Raw genomic sequence first — 14295 nt, forward strand, 5'->3', positions numbered from 1 at the left:
GCCTTGCGGCGGCCCCAAATCGGTGAAAGCTAGAAGCCATGATCAAGCTGTCCTTCCCCCGTCTCCTGGCCCTGACGGCCGTCGGCCTGGTTCTGGCCGGGGGCGGCGTCGCCGTCGCCCAGCAGGCCGCGCCCAACATCATGCAGCCCATCGAATGGGACAAACGCCGGCTGGACCAGCTGGACCGCAATGTGCGTCGGCTGGAACGCGCCCTGACCCAGAGGAACGCCGCCGGTCAGCCGGTGCTGGTCGAGCCCGACCCCGAGGTGGTCACCCTCCAGGGCCAGTTCGGCCTGTTGAGCCAGAGGCTGGAGGACCTGGAGGCCACGGTGCGCCGGATCAACGGCGACAACGAACGGCTGACCTTCCAGCTGGACGAGGCCCAGCGCGACAATGCGGCGCTGAGAACCCGGATCGTGGACGCCGAGGGCCGGATCGAGAAGCTGGAGCGGGCGGCCGAGCTGAACGCCCCGATCGAGGCCAATTCCCCGACCGGCGACGCCGGGCAGGACCTGGCGGCGGCCGTGCGGCTGATGGGCGAGGACCGGGCGCGCGGCGCGCGGGCGCTGGAGACGGTGGTCGTGACCTGGCCCGACACCCCCCAGGCGCGCGAGGCCAACTCCCGCCTGGGCGACATCCGCGTCTCGGCCAATGACAAGGCGGGGGCCGTGGCCTTCTACGCGGCGGCCCTGAAGGACTGGCCGCGCATCGGCTGGGCGGCCGATACGACGCTGAAACTGGCCGACGCCCTGTTCGCCACCGACCGCAAGACGCAAGGCTGCGCGGCCCTGGCGGAGTTCACACGCCGCTACGCCCCCTCGGCCTCGGATCCGCAAAAGGCCCGCGCCGCCCAGATGAAGACCGCCGGCGGGTGCAGCTGACGGACCCGTCGGACGACGGGACCGGAGGTCTCCAGCCCCGCCTGTTTGCACGGCTGGACGATCGGCTGACGGTCCATGACGACCGACCCGTCGCCCTGGCCCTGTCCGGGGGCGGGGATTCCATCGCACTGATGCGGCTGACGGCGGCCTGGGCCCAGGCGCGGGGGCGGCCGGTTCTGGCCCTGACGGTGGATCATGGGCTGAATCCCGACAGCCCCGGCTGGACCCGGTTCGCGGGCGAGGCGGCCCAGGCTGCGGGCTGCGCCTGGCGGGGTCTGGTCTGGACCGGGGACAAGCCTGTTGCGGGCCTGACGGCGGCGGCGCGGGGCGCCCGGCACCGGCTGATCGCCGAGGCCGCGCGGGCCGCCGGGGCGCGGGTCGTGCTGATGGCCCACACCGCCGACGACGCAGCCGAGGCCGATCTGATGCGGGCCGAGGGCTCGACCCTGGGGCGGGTGCGCGAATGGGCGCCCTCGCCGGCCTGGCCCGAGGGGCGGGGGCTGATGCTGCTGCGGCCCCTGCTGGGCGAACGGCGCGAGACCCTTCGGGCCTGGCTGAGAGATCAGGGCGCCGGCTGGATCGAAGACCCCGCCAACGCCGACCCGCGTTTCGGCCGCAGCCGGGCGCGGCAAGCCTTGGCCGATCGGGCCGTAGCGGACCTCCCTGCCGAAGCCCCCCCGGCCACAGCTCCCAGAAAGTCCGGCGCCGTCCAGCCTGTGCGTTTTTCTTCGGAGGGCTTGATCCAGACCTCGCGCGACATCGAGCCTCGCGTCCTGGCCACGGCCCTGGTCTGTATCGGGGGCGGATCGACCCCGCCGCGGGGCGAGCGGCTGGCGCGGCTGATCAGGCGATTGCGCGCGGGCGAGGATTTCGCCGTCGTCCTGTGCGGGGCGCGGATCGAGGCCGAGGGGCAGGCGGTCCTGATGATGCGGGAAGCCGGAGAGCTGGCCCGGGCGGCGCGGCCCGATCTGGACCTGATCCCTGGGGTGGAGACGGTCTGGGACGGCCGGTTCGTGTTTGAAGCCGACGAAGCGGGCTGGCGCGTCGGCGCGGCGCGAGGCCGTCTGGCCCAGTTGGCCCCGTCGGACCGCGCGGCCCTGGGGCGGCTGCCGTCGGCGGCGCGGGGCGCCGAGCCCGTGCTGATCCGGGACGATGAAGGCGCCCCGGTTCTTGCAAGCCCGGCCGTGCGGCGACGCGATCTGGCGCCCGAACGGCTCAGACTGGCGCTGGGCGAAACGACGCATGAGGACGATCTGATCGCGCCGCCATGGCGTAACGCGGCGGAAGCGCCTATTTTCCGAGACTGACAATCCAGCCGTCGGGCCAGAGGGCGCCGGCGGACGACCGAGGACCTCAATGAACCTGCGTAATCTGGCGATCACGGGCGTCATCATCCTGGCCCTGCTGGCGGTCTATGCGGCGGTGTCGCAGGGCGGCGCCATGACCGGCATGGCGGCCCAGGGCGGCCCCGGCGCCGGCCGGCCCGAGACCATCACCTATTCCCAGCTGGTGCAGCGGGTCGAGGCCGGCGACATCAAGGAAGCCACCGTGCGCGGCGACCAGGTGACCGGCGTCTATAAGAACGACGGCCGCTTCTCCGCCACCACCCCCTATCCGAACGAGCAACTGGTCAACTCCATGCTGGCCAACGGCGTCAACGTCGACGCCAAGACCACGCGCCAGTCGATCTGGATGAGCCTGTTGATGGGCATCCTGCCCATCGCCCTGCTGGTCGGGGTGTGGATCTTCTTCATGCGCCAGATGCAGGGCGGGGCGCGCGGCGCCATGGGCTTCGGCAAGTCCAAGGCCAAGCTGCTGACCGAGCACAAGGGGCGCAAGACCTTTGACGACGTCGCCGGCGTGGACGAGGCCAAGGAAGAACTGACCGAGGTGGTCGAATTCCTGAAGGATCCGGGCAAGTTCCAGCGCCTGGGCGGCAAGATTCCCAAGGGCGCCCTGCTGGTCGGCCCTCCCGGCACCGGCAAGACGCTTCTGGCCCGTGCGGTCGCGGGCGAGGCGGGCGTGCCCTTCTTCTCCATCTCGGGCTCCGACTTCGTCGAGATGTTCGTCGGCGTCGGCGCGTCGCGGGTTCGCGACATGTTCGAACAGGCCAAGAAGAACGCCCCCTGCATCATCTTCATCGACGAGATCGACGCCGTCGGTCGCCATCGCGGCGCCGGCCTGGGCGGCGGCAATGACGAGCGCGAACAGACGCTGAACCAGCTGCTGGTCGAGATGGACGGCTTTGAAGCCTCCGAGAACATCATCCTGATCGCCGCCACCAACCGTCCCGACGTGTTGGACCCGGCCCTGCTGCGTCCCGGCCGTTTCGACCGTCAGGTGGTGGTGCCCAACCCCGACGTCTCGGGGCGCGAGCGTATTCTGCGCGTGCATATGAAGGACGTGCCCCTGGCCGCCGACGTCAACGTCAAGACCATCGCGCGCGGCACGCCCGGCTTCTCGGGCGCCGATCTGGCGAACCTGGTCAATGAGGCGGCCCTGATGGCGGCCCGCAAGGACCGTCGCATGGTCACGCACCGCGACTTCGAAGACGCCAAGGACAAGGTGCTGATGGGCTCGGAACGTCGCTCCATGGCGATGAACGAGGAAGAAAAGCGCCTGACCGCCTATCACGAAGCCGGGCACGCCATCGTCGCCATGAACGTCAAGATGGCCGACCCCGTGCACAAGGCCACCATCGTGCCGCGCGGCCGGGCCCTGGGCATGGTGATGCAGCTGCCGGAAGGCGACCGCTATTCGATGAAGTACCAGCAGATGATCGACCGGATCGCCATCATGGCCGGCGGTCGGGTGGCGGAAGAGCTGATCTTCGGCAAGGAGAACATCACCTCCGGCGCCTCGTCCGACATCGAACAGGCGACCAAGCTTGCAAGGGCGATGGTCACGCGCTGGGGCTTTTCCGAAAAGCTCGGCACCGTGGCCTATGGCGAGAACCAGGAGGAGGTCTTCCTGGGCCATTCGGTCGCGCGCAGCCAAAACGTGTCCGAGGAGACGGCCCGCACCATCGACGAGGAGGTCCGCCGTCTGGTCGCCTCGGGCTGGGACGAGGCGCGCAAGATACTGACCGAAAAGGCCGAGCATCACGAGAAACTGTCCCAGGCCCTGCTGGAGTACGAGACCCTGTCGGGCGAGGAGATCAAGGACCTGCTGGAGAAGGGGGTCGCGCCGAACCGCGACGAGAACAACTTCCCCAACGCCGGGCCTTCGGTCTCGGTGCCGGTGACGCCGGTTTCCGATGGGACCGAGATCGAAATCCCGGTCGAAAAGCCCGCCGTGACGAGTGTGCCGACGGTGCATTGAGGCGCGGCCGCGACGCCGACAAAGACGAAGGGGCGGCCTGCGAAGGCCGCCCCTTTTTTTGACGTCGGACAGGGTTCAGAGAATCTGCGCCGCCTGGTCGAAGCTCAGGCGCGGCGAGCGGGGGAACAGGTTCTCGTCCGTGCCGTAACCCAGGTTCAGAATGTAGTTGGGTTCGACATGGCTGTCGGGGAAGAATTCGGCCTTCACCCCCGCGGCGTCGAAGCCCGACATGGGGCCGACGTCCAGACCCAGGGCGCGGGCGGCGATGGTCAGATAGCCGCCCTGGAGCGAGGCGTTGCGGAAGGCGGTCTCGCGCCGTCCGGCCTCGTCGGCGAACCAGTCGCGCGCGCCCGGCGCATGGGGAAATAGGGTCGGCAGATGGTCGTGGAAGTCGAGGTCCTGAGCCAGGATCAGATTGACCGGCGCCTGCTGGGTCTTGGCGCGATTGCCCTCGCTCATCAGCGGGATCAGCCGGGCCTTGGCCTCGGGCGAGGTGACGAAGACGAAGCGGGCCGGGCCGGCGTTGACGGCCGTAGGGCCGAACTTGGTCAGGTCGTATAGTTTCTTCAGCAGCTCGGGCGCGACCGGCCGGTCGCTCCAGGCGTTGCGGGTGCGCGCCTCGGTGAAGAGTTGCGCCAGGGCGGCGTCCGACAGAGGGAGGTCGCGGGGGGAGAGAGCGTCATAGGCCATGGGAGGGCGTCCTGATCTGCAAAAGCAACAAAGTCTGGTGCTAATTTAGCCCATTCCGCAACTGTCGCAAGTGCAAATCCGGCAATCCATCGTTTCCAACCGTGCGCCGCCCCCCTGTCGCAAGACGCGGCTTTGTCCTATCTAGGCAGGATGAAAGACCTGACCCAACTGATGCAGCAGGCCCAGGCGATGCAGCAAAAGCTGCAGGACGCCCAGGCCAAGATGGCCGAAACCACCGCCGAGGGCTCCTCCGGCGGCGGCCTGGTGAGCGTGGCCCTGAAGGGCGCGGGCGAGATCACGGCGATCAAGATCGACGACAGCCTGCTTACCCCCGGCGAGGGCGAGATCCTGGCCGATCTGATCGTGGCCGCCCATGCCGACGCCAAGCGCAAGCTGGACGAGGTGAACGCCGCCCTGATGCGTGAGGCCGCCGGCCCCATGGCCGGGTTGAATATTCCCGGAATGCCGAAACTGTTCTGATGGCCGCCTCCGCCGGGCCGGAGATCGAGCGGCTCATCTCCCTTCTCGCCAAGCTTCCGGGCCTGGGGCCTCGCTCGGCCCGGCGCGCGGCCCTGGCCCTGCTGAAGCGGCGCGAGCAGCTGCTCGTGCCGCTGGCGGCGTCCCTGGCCGAGACGGCCGACAAGGTGGTGTCCTGTTCGGTCTGCGGCGCGCCCGATACGCGCGACCCCTGCGCCGTCTGTTCGGACGGGGCCCGCGACAACGGCCTGATCTGCGTGGTCGAGGAGGCCGGCGCCCTGTGGGCCATGGAGCGGTCCGGCGCCTTCCGCGGCAAATATCATGTGCTGGGGGGGCTGTTGTCCGCTCTGGACGGCGTCGGCCCCGAACATCTGCGCATCGCCGAACTGGTCGGGCGTGTGAAGGGCGGGAGCGTGCGCGAGGTCGTCCTGGCCCTGCCGGCCACGGTCGACGGCCAGACGACCGCCCATTATGTCGCCGAGCGGATCGCCGGCCCGGACGTCCAGGTCACCTCCCTGGCGCGCGGCGTGCCGGTGGGCGGCGAACTGGACTGGCTGGACGACGGCACCATTGTTCAAGCGCTGCGGGCGCGGCGGCCGGCCTAGGCTCGCGTCTTCCCCGAGCCGCCGACTCCGGCTAGGAACGGAGCATGAACATGTTCGTGCTGATCCTCGCCGTCGTCGCTCTTGCCTTCGGGGGCGGTTTTCTGTGGGCCTTTATGGGGTGGCAGAGGGCGCGGGGGGATCTGGCGGCGGCCCAGGCGCGGATCGACCTGGTCGAGGAGAGCCGCGTCACCATGGGCGAGCTGCTGAAGGCCCAGGCGGCCCAGTCGGCCCAGGCGGTGGCCGACCAGATGGTCAGCCGCGCTACCGAGACCTTCCGCGCCCAAGATCAGCTTGCGCGCGAGCGGATGGCGGCCCAGCTGAAGCCGGTGGCCGATACCCTGACGAAGTTTCAGGAACATGTGGCGGCGCTGGAAAAGGCCCGGGCCGAGGAGACCGGCGGCCTGAAGGAGCAGCTGACCCAGCTGATGGCCGCCTCGTCGGCCACGCGGGACGAGGCGCGCAAACTGACCGAGGCCCTGCGCGGCAACACCGGGCGGCGCGGCCGCTGGGGCGAACAGACCTGCCGCAATGTGCTGGAGGCCGCAGGCATGGCCGGCCGGTTCGACTTCACCGAACAGACCTCCAGCGCCGACGACGAGGGGCGCCAGAACCGGCCAGACTTCCTGGTGCGTCTGCCCGGCGGCGGCCTGTTCGTCATCGACGCCAAGGTGCCCCTGGCCTTCGACGAGGAGGAGGGGGACGAGGAGGCGCGCGCCCGGTCGGTCGGCCTGCGCATCGCCGCCAGCCTGAAGACCCATGTGCGCCAGCTGTCGTCCAAGGCCTATCAGGACCAGTTCAAGCCCAGCCCGGATTTCGTCGTCCTATTCGTGCCGGGCGACAGCTTCCTTTCCACCGCGCTCGACCATGCGCCGAACCTGCTGTCGGACGCGATGGAATCGCGGGTCGTCATCGCCACCCCCTCTACCCTGTTCGCCCTGTGCAAGGCCGTGGCTTACGGCTGGCGCGCCGAGGAACAGGCGGCCAACGCCGACAAGGTCGCGGCCCTGGGCCGCGAACTCTACAAGCGGCTGTCGGTCATGGGCGGCCACGCCTCGGCGGTCGGTCGGGCGCTGGATCAGGCGGTGGGTAAATACAACCAGTTCGTCGGTTCGCTGGAGAGCCAGGTCATGGTCTCCGCCCGCCGGTTCGAGGATCTGCAGGTCGACCACGAGGGCAAGGAAATCCCCGCCCTGGCCCAGGTCGAAACCCAGCCGCGCCTGATCACTCGGCCGGAGCTGACGGGGCCGTCAGACAACTGACCTTGTCTCTTTGACAAGGTCGCTTGACATAATCGACGCACGGTGAGACAAGCATCCTTGTCATAACGACAAGGAGCATTGTCATGGCCAAGGGCCTCTGGAAAATCATCGCCCTCTCGCTCGCCGGCGTTCTCGCCATTGTGGTGCTGGTCGTCGTCGGCGGCGTCATTGCGGTTCTGGCCTCGGACAAGGGGCTGATCGCCGAGGACGCCGCCCTCCTGATCATCTCCGCCGTCATGGCTGTGCTGATGATGGCCCTGTCCCTGTGGCTGGGCGTCGCCTGGATGGCCCGTATCGACGAGGCGGCGCGCGAGGCCCACAAGGCCTCCTGGTTCTACGGCGGATCGGGCGGTCTGGCGGTGGGCGGGGTCTTCATCATCCTGGCCTCCACGCCGCCGGCGGCTCGGCTGACCCTTCCTGCCTGGTTTGACGGGCGCACCGACCCTGCCGCCTATGCCGCCACCGGCGCCGTGGGTCTGATGACCCTGATGCTGATCGGCTATGGCGTCGTCTGGGGCTGGTGGTGGCTGGCGCGGCGGTGAGGAGCTGAACCATGAACAACCGCCTCAAGGTGCTGCGGGCCGAGCGCGACTGGTCCCAGGCCCATCTGGCCGAACTGCTGGGCGTGTCGCGTCAGACGGTCAATGCGCTGGAGACCGGTCGCTATGACCCGTCCTTGCCGCTGGCCTTCAAGATCGCCCGCATCTTCGAACAACCCATCGAATCCATCTTCTCGGAGGACTGACCATGTCGAGCGTTGAAGATCCGAAAATGTCCTGGCCGGGGCGTATCGGCGGCCTGTTGTTCCTCGGCCTGGCCGGGGCGGGCGTCGGCTATCTGGTCGGGGGCCGAATGGAGGTCGAAGACCTGCGCTGGGACGACGCCCTGGCCCTGGTCATCGCCGCCCTGCTGCTGACGACCGGGGTGATCATGGCGGCGATGGCGGTCCTGCGATCCAGCACGCTGCCCCCGGCCTGCGGTCCGCTCCAGGCCCTGGTCATGCTGATCGCAGGCGTGCTGATGATCGCGCCGATCTGGGGGCCGAACCTGGCCTCGCCCGACGTGGTCTTCATCGGACTGGTCCTGCTCAGCATCATCCAGTCGGTCGCCAATCTGATGCTGTGGCGCCGCGCCGACGAAATGCTGCGGCGGGTGATGGTGGAGACCAGCGCCCTGGCCTTCTGGGCCTCGCAGATGGCCTTGTTCCTCTATGCGGCGGCCGAGCGCCTGGGCCTGACCGGAGGGGTCTCCGCCTGGGGCATGATGGGCGTGTTGATGACGATCTACCTCCTGGCCTCCACCGTCGCCTCGATGCGGCGCGGCCTCCACTGAAAACTCTCAACCGAAGGAAACACCCATGACTCTCGCCAAACGCCTGAAATCCTCCGTCTCCAACCTGGCCCAGGGCGCCGTCGGCGTCGCCGCCGGACTGGCCCTGGTCTTCGCCATCGCCGGCGCCCCGACCCAGGTTCTGGCCCAGGCCGCCCCGGCGCCCGCCGCCCCGGCCGCCGCGCCCGCCATCCAGGGGCAGGGCCCGGCCCTGTGGGTGATCAAGGACGCGGACTCGACCCTGTATCTGTTCGGCTCGGTCCATGTGCTGCGCCCGACCACCGGCTGGGCCAGCCCCCGCGTCAACGCCGCCTTCGACAGCGCCTCGGACATCTGGTTCGAGATCACCAATCCGGAAGACCAGGCGGCCATGATGCCCCTGATCCAGCAGTACGGCCTGTCGCCCCAGACGCCCCTGTCCAGCCGTCTGACGCCGGAAGAAGTGGCCCAGTTGGACGTCGCCGCCAAGACCATCGGCGCTTCGGCCGCTCAGCTGGATCCGCTGAAACCCTGGCTGGCCGCCCTGTCCCTCTCGGTCGCGCCTCTGGTCAAGGCGGGCTATGATCCTCAGTCGGGCGTCGAACTGGCCCTGAAGGCCCGCGCCCAGGCCGCCGGCAAGAGCCTGCACGGCTTCGAGACCCTGGAGAAACAGGTCGGCATGCTGGCCACCCTGCCGGATGACGTCCAGCTGGAGTTCCTGCGCGAAACCCTGAAGGACTTCGACCAGGCGGTGGAGATGCTCGACTCCATGGTCGAGGCCTGGGCCAAGGGCGACGTGGAGGGCCTGGACCGGATCGTGGTCGAAGAAATGAAGACCGATGCGCCGGAACTGTACAAGGTGCTGCTGGTCGACCGGAACACCGACTGGGCCGACCAGATCCAGACCCTGCTGCAAGGCTCCGGCACCGCCTTCATCGCCGTGGGCGCGGCCCATCTGACCGGCGACGACAGCGTCCAGTCCATCCTGCAATCGCGCGGCGTGGCGGTCGAAACGGTCGAATAGGGCGGCAGGCGGCGGCGTTCAGGCCTGGTTGACGTCCCAGACGAAGACCACCCACAGCGCCGCCGCCGCCGCTGCGGCCATCAGGACGGCCGCCAGACAGCCGAAGGCCAGGCCCTGCGGCCCCTGTCCGTCACCCTGGTTCATGCTCTGGCGCTCCCCTGCGCGCCCATACTGCCCCAAGCCCTTGAGCCCCGCCACCGCCCCGTCTATGGAAACAGGCGCGCGGGCGTAGTTCAGAGGTAGAACGTCAGCTTCCCAAGCTGAATGTCGTGGGTTCGATTCCCATCGCCCGCTCCAGCTTCCCGCCCATCCTCCGATGCGCCCCTGGACCCCGACGCCTCTGCACGACGCGCCGTCCGCCGGTCGTGAGGCGCCCGGCACGCCCTGCTGCGGGCGGCGTCCCCCAGGCCGAAAAGTATTTAGCACCGCAACTCAGAATTTTTTAAGTTGAAGCGCCCGTAGGTTGTGCCGGCTAAGGGTTTTTGCATCGACATCTGAGCTTTTAGAATCCCCCAGGTTGTGTCTTTACTTGGCCGACGGAGCTGATCCGTCTGCAATGGGGATGTCATCACATGCGTCGTTTGCTTGTTTCTGTCGTCGCCTTGATCGCTGGCCTTGCCGTCGCGGGGGCCGCCTCGGCCCAGGGCCAGGGAAAGCGGGCCCTCGATGCAACACCTTCACCACCACGATGACCCTGTCGTCCAAGGGCGTCTGGTCGTTCCGCTTCACCGCCACCCCCTATGGCGAGAACACCACGGCGGTCTGCACCTTCGAGCCCACATCGACCAATGCGTCGACCGGCCGATACTACGCCGACGCCAAGGTCTCCGGTCTCTGATCGGTTTACGTCTTAAAAGGGAAGAGATCGCAATCTGCGATCTCTTTCTCCTTCAGGGAAGCCCGCCATGACCGACGCCCTCAATCCCAAACCGCCTTCGGCTGCGGCCTCGGCCGCCGCGCCCAAATCCGACGCCGCGCCAAATCTCGCGCAGAACATGGAGCGGCTGCGGACCCTCGCCGCGATCATTACGGATGAGAGCGGGAACGTCACCACACAGGCCAAGCATGCGGCGGCTCTGGAGGAGCGCCGGATGTTTCTCGACGGAAAGTTCAAGGGGTCAGGTACGGAGACGACGCCGATATATCTTCAGATCAGCAACAGCGAGTTCAGAAAGAAAATAGATTCTATAAGAACGGAAATGATGAACTTAGACCTCAGTCCTGCGGACGAGGTGAAATTCGTTAATTCATACTCATCAGAAGACCAGCAGATCATATTCGATTTCATTTTAAGTCCCACATACGGAGACGGCTCTCGGCAGTACGCCGACCTCGACAGCTGGAAGAAGAATATGGAGGCCCTGTCCAAGGTTCAGGACTTCATGGCGAAGGCCAAGACGGACCCGGCGGTCAAGGCCGATCCCAAGTACGCCGAGGTGGAGAAGCTGTGGATGATGGCCGACACCTCGGCGCCGTCCTGGACCGCCCTGGTGCTGCAACTGTTCGGCGAGACGCCCAGTTCGAAACTGGACCTGTCGGACAAGGCCAGGACCGTCGTCGGCGACGTCAAGCCCAACGCCCAGCCCGCCCCCTATGAGCCCGGCGCAGTGGCGTCAAAGCGCGTCTGATCCCTTCCTCCGACATCAAGTACCGCCCTAATGACAGACGCCCTCAATACCGCCTCGACCCCCGCCGCCGGCGCCTCCTCAACGGCGGCGCCTCCGATGACGCCGAAGCTGGCGGAGAACCTGGAGAAGCTGCGCGGTTTGGCGGCGATCATCGCCGACGGCGACGGCAAGACGAACGTGGAGGGCAAGAAAAACGCCTATGCCGCGATGCGAAATATGATCATCACGGGAGCGTTTTCAGATGCCGCCAACAATAATCAATCGCTCTTGTCGACGCTGAACACAATATACGAGAGTCCGTTTGGAAAGCGGGTAAGCGAGTTGGACAATAGGTACGGTGAGGAGGTGACGGCCCTCAACCAGGATGGTCGTCTTGGTGAGGCGATGGTTTCCGTCATCAGCACCTACTCAGAAGAAGACCAGAGACTGATATTTGATCTTAACATCAATGCGGCGGACGGCGGAGGGGCGAGAAAGTACAGCGATATTGACAGCTGGAAGAAAAATGTGGCCGCCGTTTCTAAGGTCCGGGACTTCATGGCGAAGGCCAAGACGGACCCGGCGGTCAAGGCGGACCCCAAGTTCGCCGAGGCGGAGAAGCTGTGGATGATGGCCGATACCTCCGCGCCGTCCTGGACCGCCCTGGTGCTGCAACTGTTCGGCGAGACGCCCAGTTCGAAACTGGACCTGTCGGACAAGGCCAGGACCGTCGTCGGCGACGTCAAGCCCAACGCCCAGCCCGCCCCCTATGAGCCGGGAACGGTGGCGTCAAAGCGCGTCTGATCATCGACCGACCGCGCTAGAGCATGATCGTTTCGGACGGAACCGCTTCGCGGTTCCGACAGAAGCGTGAATCATGCTCTCGCTTTAAATCTGGAGCCTGATCCGTTTCAGCGGAACCGCGAAGCGGTTCCTCCTCAACGGATCAGGCTCTAAAGCACCAGAACCCCCGGCTCGGGCGCCGGCTTGCGGGTCAGGGGGGTGCGTTTCAGCCACAGTTTCAGCGCCTCCCAATGGATGGCGGCGACGACCTTCAGCGTCAGCAGCGGCATGGACAGGGCGGCGGCGACCAGGGCGCGGTCGGTCAGGGGGCGACGGCGGCCGGTCATGGCGGTGGCGATCAACAGGCCCTGGGCGTCGCGGCCGTCGATCGCCAGGCTCAGGGTCTCGCCGGGCGGGCGGCCCCGGAAGACATAGTCCATCTCCATCCCCATGAAGGGCGAGACATAGAGGCGTTTGTCGGTCTGCTGGCGGAACCGGTCGTCGTCGACCTCGGCCGCAGGGACCGGCAGGACATAGGACCGGCGCTCACCGAAGGTGCTGGTGACCTCATAGACCATGGCCGCCAGCCGCCCGTCGGCCCGGTGGCAGTAGTAGAGGCTGATGGGGTTGAAGACGAAACCCAGAACGCGCGGCATGGTCAGGAGGCGGATCGCGCCGGAACCGACGTCGATCCCCGCCTCGGCCAGGCGGGCGACGATCTGGGCGCGAAGCGGGGCGCCCGAGCCGTCGCCGTGGTCGCGGTCGTAAAAGCCCATCAGGTTGAACCGGCCGCGCGAAAAGGTCTTGAGCCGGCGGTGCAGGACGTCGATCTCGTCCAGGTCCAGCATCAGCCAGAAGACGCGGTATTTCAGCCGATGCCGCCGGGGCCTCAGACGGGTGTGCAAGACCCCGCCGACATAGAGGGCCGAGGCCCCCGTCACGCGACGCGCGCCAGGGAGGCGGCGCCAGAGGTCAGATGGATGCGACCGCTCTCGTTCTCGACCGTCCAGGGGCGGCGCACCCCGCCCAGCTGTTCGGCGACGGCGAGGCCCGACTGAAGCCCGTCCTCATGGAAGCCGGCGCCGAAATGGGCCCCGCAGAACCAGACGCCGCCGTGACCTTGCAGGCTCCACAGGTCTTTTTGCGCCCGGACGGCCGCCGGATCGAAGATCGGATGTTCGTACAGTTCGCTGCGCAGCAGCGTCCCGGCCGCAGGCGGGCGGGGCGGGTTCAAGGTGACGAACAGGTCCTGGCCCGGCAGGCCCTGAAGCCGGTTCATCCAATAGGTGACGCAAAGGCCGTCGTCGGCCCCGATATAGTTCCACGAGGCCCAGGCCCGGCGCCGACGCGGCATCAGGCCGGGGTCGGTGTGCAATATGGTCAGGTTGCGGCTGTAGCGGAAGGCGCCCAGCAGCTCGCGTTCGCGGGCCGTGGGCTGGGCCAGCATGGCCAGGGCCTGGTCGGCGTGGGCGCCGATGACGACATGGTCGAACCGTTCGGTCGCGCCGGTCGCGTCCTGAACCAGAACCCCGCCCTCGATCCGTCGGACCTGGGTCACGGCCCGGCCCAGACGCGACCCCTCGCCGCCGCGGCCGGCGGCGGCCGGGCCGGCCGCGATCTGATTGGCCGAAATCTGGCGCGCCAGTTCCTGGACATAGACCCGGCTGCCCCCGACCACGGTGCGCCACAGCGGCCGGCCGACCAGTTTCAGCAGGCCGTGATTGCCGCAGAACCTCAGGAAAGACTCAGCCGGATAGTCCAGCAGCGTATGGGCCGGCGACGACCAGATGGCGGCGGCCATGGGCAGGAGGTGATCGTCGCGGAAGGCCTCGCTGAAGCCCTCGCGCTTCAGATAGTCGCCCAGGGTCACGTCGCTGTCGGCCAGGGCCGCCAGCCCTTCCGGGGCCGAGCGATAGAAGCGCAGAATCTCGCTCAGCATCGACCAGAAGCGCGGGCGCAGCATGTTCCGGCGCTGGGCGAACAGGCCCGGCGCCGCATATTCGAACCGGCCCTGATCCAGGGAGACGGCGAAGGACATGTCGGTGGCCTGGGTCTTCAGCCCCAGATGGGCGAACAGGGCGATCAGGTTCGGATAGGTGGCGTCGTTGAAGACGATGAAGCCGGTGTCCACCGCCGTCTCGCCCTCCGCCGAACGGACGTCGACCGTATTGGAATGGCCGCCCAGCCGATCCTCGCGCTCATAAAGGGTCACGTCGTGACGGCCCGACAGCAGCCAGGCGCAGGACAGGGCCGAGACGCCGGAGCCCACGACGGCGATCCGCAGGCGGGGACCAGTCTGTACGGCGGCTGAAGGGGGCATTGGGTTTCCAGAAGGGCGGA

The 14295-nt window shown here is 67.6% G+C and carries 17 protein-coding genes and 1 tRNA gene; 14 read left to right on the plus strand and 4 right to left on the minus strand.

Annotated features, from left to right (window positions below; all coding sequences use genetic code 11):
• Positions 1 to 38: 38 nt before the first annotated feature.
• Genes ACZ5M6_RS04890 through ftsH form a run of 3 tightly spaced genes read left to right on the plus strand, consistent with a single transcriptional unit; the run spans position 39 to position 4202 of the window.
• Positions 39 to 881, plus strand: coding sequence for a tol-pal system YbgF family protein (locus ACZ5M6_RS04890; RefSeq protein WP_054764721.1), 843 nt, complete (start codon positions 39 to 41; stop codon positions 879 to 881).
• Positions 872 to 2188, plus strand: a complete 1317-nt coding sequence (gene tilS, locus ACZ5M6_RS04895) for a tRNA lysidine(34) synthetase TilS (protein WP_464159817.1) — start codon at positions 872 to 874, stop codon at positions 2186 to 2188. The genes ACZ5M6_RS04890 and tilS overlap by 10 nt, the downstream gene beginning before the upstream one ends.
• A 49-nt stretch (positions 2189 to 2237) precedes the next feature.
• Complete coding sequence (gene ftsH, locus ACZ5M6_RS04900; RefSeq protein WP_054764722.1) at positions 2238 to 4202, plus strand: ATP-dependent zinc metalloprotease FtsH; 1965 nt, start codon at positions 2238 to 2240, stop codon at positions 4200 to 4202.
• 75 nt (positions 4203 to 4277) lie between these two features.
• Here ftsH and ACZ5M6_RS04905 read toward each other — a convergent pair whose 3' ends face one another.
• Complete coding sequence (locus ACZ5M6_RS04905; RefSeq protein WP_054764723.1) at positions 4278 to 4892, minus strand: malonic semialdehyde reductase; 615 nt, start codon at positions 4890 to 4892, stop codon at positions 4278 to 4280.
• Positions 4893 to 5042: 150 nt separating this feature from the next.
• On the opposite strand from ACZ5M6_RS04905, the gene ACZ5M6_RS04910 reads away from it, so the two are divergent.
• The 7 genes from ACZ5M6_RS04910 (at position 5043) to ACZ5M6_RS04940 (ending at position 9565) form a co-directional block, all read left to right on the plus strand.
• The gene (locus ACZ5M6_RS04910; protein ID WP_191555027.1) at positions 5043 to 5372 is read left to right on the plus strand and encodes a YbaB/EbfC family nucleoid-associated protein; all 330 of its coding nucleotides are present in this window, start codon (positions 5043 to 5045) and stop codon (positions 5370 to 5372) included.
• Complete coding sequence (gene recR / locus ACZ5M6_RS04915) at positions 5372 to 5974, plus strand: recombination mediator RecR (RefSeq protein WP_464159818.1); 603 nt, start codon at positions 5372 to 5374, stop codon at positions 5972 to 5974. Before ACZ5M6_RS04910 ends, recR begins: the two co-directional genes overlap by 1 nt.
• A 44-nt stretch (positions 5975 to 6018) precedes the next feature.
• Positions 6019 to 7233 carry a DNA recombination protein RmuC gene (locus tag ACZ5M6_RS04920; RefSeq protein WP_464159819.1) on the plus strand — a complete coding sequence of 405 codons (1215 nt, stop codon included), beginning with the start codon at positions 6019 to 6021 and terminating at the stop codon, positions 7231 to 7233.
• Positions 7234 to 7316: 83 nt separating this feature from the next.
• Positions 7317 to 7775, plus strand: a complete 459-nt coding sequence (locus tag ACZ5M6_RS04925; protein WP_191558729.1) for a hypothetical protein — start codon at positions 7317 to 7319, stop codon at positions 7773 to 7775.
• A gap of 11 nt (positions 7776 to 7786) precedes the next feature.
• Entirely contained in the window at positions 7787 to 7978 is a 192-nt protein-coding gene (locus tag ACZ5M6_RS04930; protein WP_152949505.1) for a helix-turn-helix transcriptional regulator, read from the plus strand.
• A 2-nt stretch (positions 7979 to 7980) separates the two neighbouring features.
• Entirely contained in the window at positions 7981 to 8565 is a 585-nt protein-coding gene (locus ACZ5M6_RS04935; RefSeq protein WP_464159820.1) for a hypothetical protein, read from the plus strand.
• Between the two features lie 25 nt (positions 8566 to 8590).
• Complete coding sequence (locus tag ACZ5M6_RS04940) at positions 8591 to 9565, plus strand: TraB/GumN family protein (protein WP_464159821.1); 975 nt, start codon at positions 8591 to 8593, stop codon at positions 9563 to 9565.
• 18 nt (positions 9566 to 9583) lie between these two features.
• On the opposite strand, the gene ACZ5M6_RS04945 is transcribed toward ACZ5M6_RS04940, so the two are convergent.
• A complete protein-coding gene (locus ACZ5M6_RS04945) occupies positions 9584 to 9709 on the minus strand; it encodes a hypothetical protein (RefSeq protein ID WP_287105181.1) in 126 nt (41 codons plus the stop codon).
• 78 nt (positions 9710 to 9787) lie between these two features.
• Here ACZ5M6_RS04945 and ACZ5M6_RS04950 point away from each other — a divergent pair.
• From ACZ5M6_RS04950 to ACZ5M6_RS04965, 4 genes are all read left to right on the plus strand, one after another.
• Positions 9788 to 9862: transfer RNA gene (locus ACZ5M6_RS04950), tRNA-Gly, on the plus strand.
• 391 nt (positions 9863 to 10253) lie between these two features.
• On the plus strand, positions 10254 to 10403 hold the full coding sequence (locus tag ACZ5M6_RS04955; RefSeq protein ID WP_464159822.1) for a hypothetical protein: 150 nt from the start codon (positions 10254 to 10256) through the stop codon (positions 10401 to 10403).
• Positions 10404 to 10470: 67 nt separating this feature from the next.
• Positions 10471 to 11193, plus strand: coding sequence for a hypothetical protein (locus ACZ5M6_RS04960; protein ID WP_054764731.1), 723 nt, complete (start codon positions 10471 to 10473; stop codon positions 11191 to 11193).
• 30 nt (positions 11194 to 11223) lie between these two features.
• Positions 11224 to 11976 carry a hypothetical protein gene (locus ACZ5M6_RS04965; RefSeq protein ID WP_395942174.1) on the plus strand — a complete coding sequence of 251 codons (753 nt, stop codon included), beginning with the start codon at positions 11224 to 11226 and terminating at the stop codon, positions 11974 to 11976.
• A gap of 149 nt (positions 11977 to 12125) precedes the next feature.
• Here ACZ5M6_RS04965 and ACZ5M6_RS04970 read toward each other — a convergent pair whose 3' ends face one another.
• Both ACZ5M6_RS04970 and ACZ5M6_RS04975 read right to left on the minus strand, forming a co-directional pair.
• Positions 12126 to 12896 carry a DUF1365 domain-containing protein gene (locus ACZ5M6_RS04970; RefSeq protein WP_464159823.1) on the minus strand — a complete coding sequence of 257 codons (771 nt, stop codon included), beginning with the start codon at positions 12894 to 12896 and terminating at the stop codon, positions 12126 to 12128.
• Entirely contained in the window at positions 12893 to 14275 is a 1383-nt protein-coding gene (locus ACZ5M6_RS04975) for an NAD(P)/FAD-dependent oxidoreductase (RefSeq protein WP_464159824.1), read from the minus strand. Before ACZ5M6_RS04975 ends, ACZ5M6_RS04970 begins: the two co-directional genes overlap by 4 nt.
• Positions 14276 to 14295: the final 20 nt, after the last annotated feature.

Source organism: Brevundimonas sp. Br13, from assembly GCF_055391505.1.

What these genes read in the sequence shown, in the direction of transcription:
- ACZ5M6_RS04890 (WP_054764721.1), top strand. Translation starts at nt 39, where the DNA reads ATGATCAAGCTGTCCTTCCCCCGTCTCCTGGCCCTGACGGCCGTCGGC.
- ftsH (WP_054764722.1), top strand. Translation starts at nt 2,238, where the DNA reads ATGAACCTGCGTAATCTGGCGATCACGGGCGTCATCATCCTGGCCCTG.
- ACZ5M6_RS04905 (WP_054764723.1), bottom strand. Translation starts at nt 4,892, where the DNA reads ATGGCCTATGACGCTCTCTCCCCCCGCGACCTCCCTCTGTCGGACGCC.
- ACZ5M6_RS04910 (WP_191555027.1), top strand. Translation starts at nt 5,043, where the DNA reads ATGAAAGACCTGACCCAACTGATGCAGCAGGCCCAGGCGATGCAGCAA.
- recR (WP_464159818.1), top strand. Translation starts at nt 5,372, where the DNA reads ATGGCCGCCTCCGCCGGGCCGGAGATCGAGCGGCTCATCTCCCTTCTC.
- ACZ5M6_RS04920 (WP_464159819.1), top strand. Translation starts at nt 6,019, where the DNA reads ATGAACATGTTCGTGCTGATCCTCGCCGTCGTCGCTCTTGCCTTCGGG.
- ACZ5M6_RS04925 (WP_191558729.1), top strand. Translation starts at nt 7,317, where the DNA reads ATGGCCAAGGGCCTCTGGAAAATCATCGCCCTCTCGCTCGCCGGCGTT.
- ACZ5M6_RS04930 (WP_152949505.1), top strand. Translation starts at nt 7,787, where the DNA reads ATGAACAACCGCCTCAAGGTGCTGCGGGCCGAGCGCGACTGGTCCCAG.
- ACZ5M6_RS04935 (WP_464159820.1), top strand. Translation starts at nt 7,981, where the DNA reads ATGTCGAGCGTTGAAGATCCGAAAATGTCCTGGCCGGGGCGTATCGGC.
- ACZ5M6_RS04940 (WP_464159821.1), top strand. Translation starts at nt 8,591, where the DNA reads ATGACTCTCGCCAAACGCCTGAAATCCTCCGTCTCCAACCTGGCCCAG.
- ACZ5M6_RS04945 (WP_287105181.1), bottom strand. Translation starts at nt 9,709, where the DNA reads ATGAACCAGGGTGACGGACAGGGGCCGCAGGGCCTGGCCTTCGGCTGT.
- ACZ5M6_RS04955 (WP_464159822.1), top strand. Translation starts at nt 10,254, where the DNA reads ATGACCCTGTCGTCCAAGGGCGTCTGGTCGTTCCGCTTCACCGCCACC.
- ACZ5M6_RS04960 (WP_054764731.1), top strand. Translation starts at nt 10,471, where the DNA reads ATGACCGACGCCCTCAATCCCAAACCGCCTTCGGCTGCGGCCTCGGCC.
- ACZ5M6_RS04965 (WP_395942174.1), top strand. Translation starts at nt 11,224, where the DNA reads ATGACAGACGCCCTCAATACCGCCTCGACCCCCGCCGCCGGCGCCTCC.
- ACZ5M6_RS04975 (WP_464159824.1), bottom strand. Translation starts at nt 14,275, where the DNA reads ATGCCCCCTTCAGCCGCCGTACAGACTGGTCCCCGCCTGCGGATCGCC.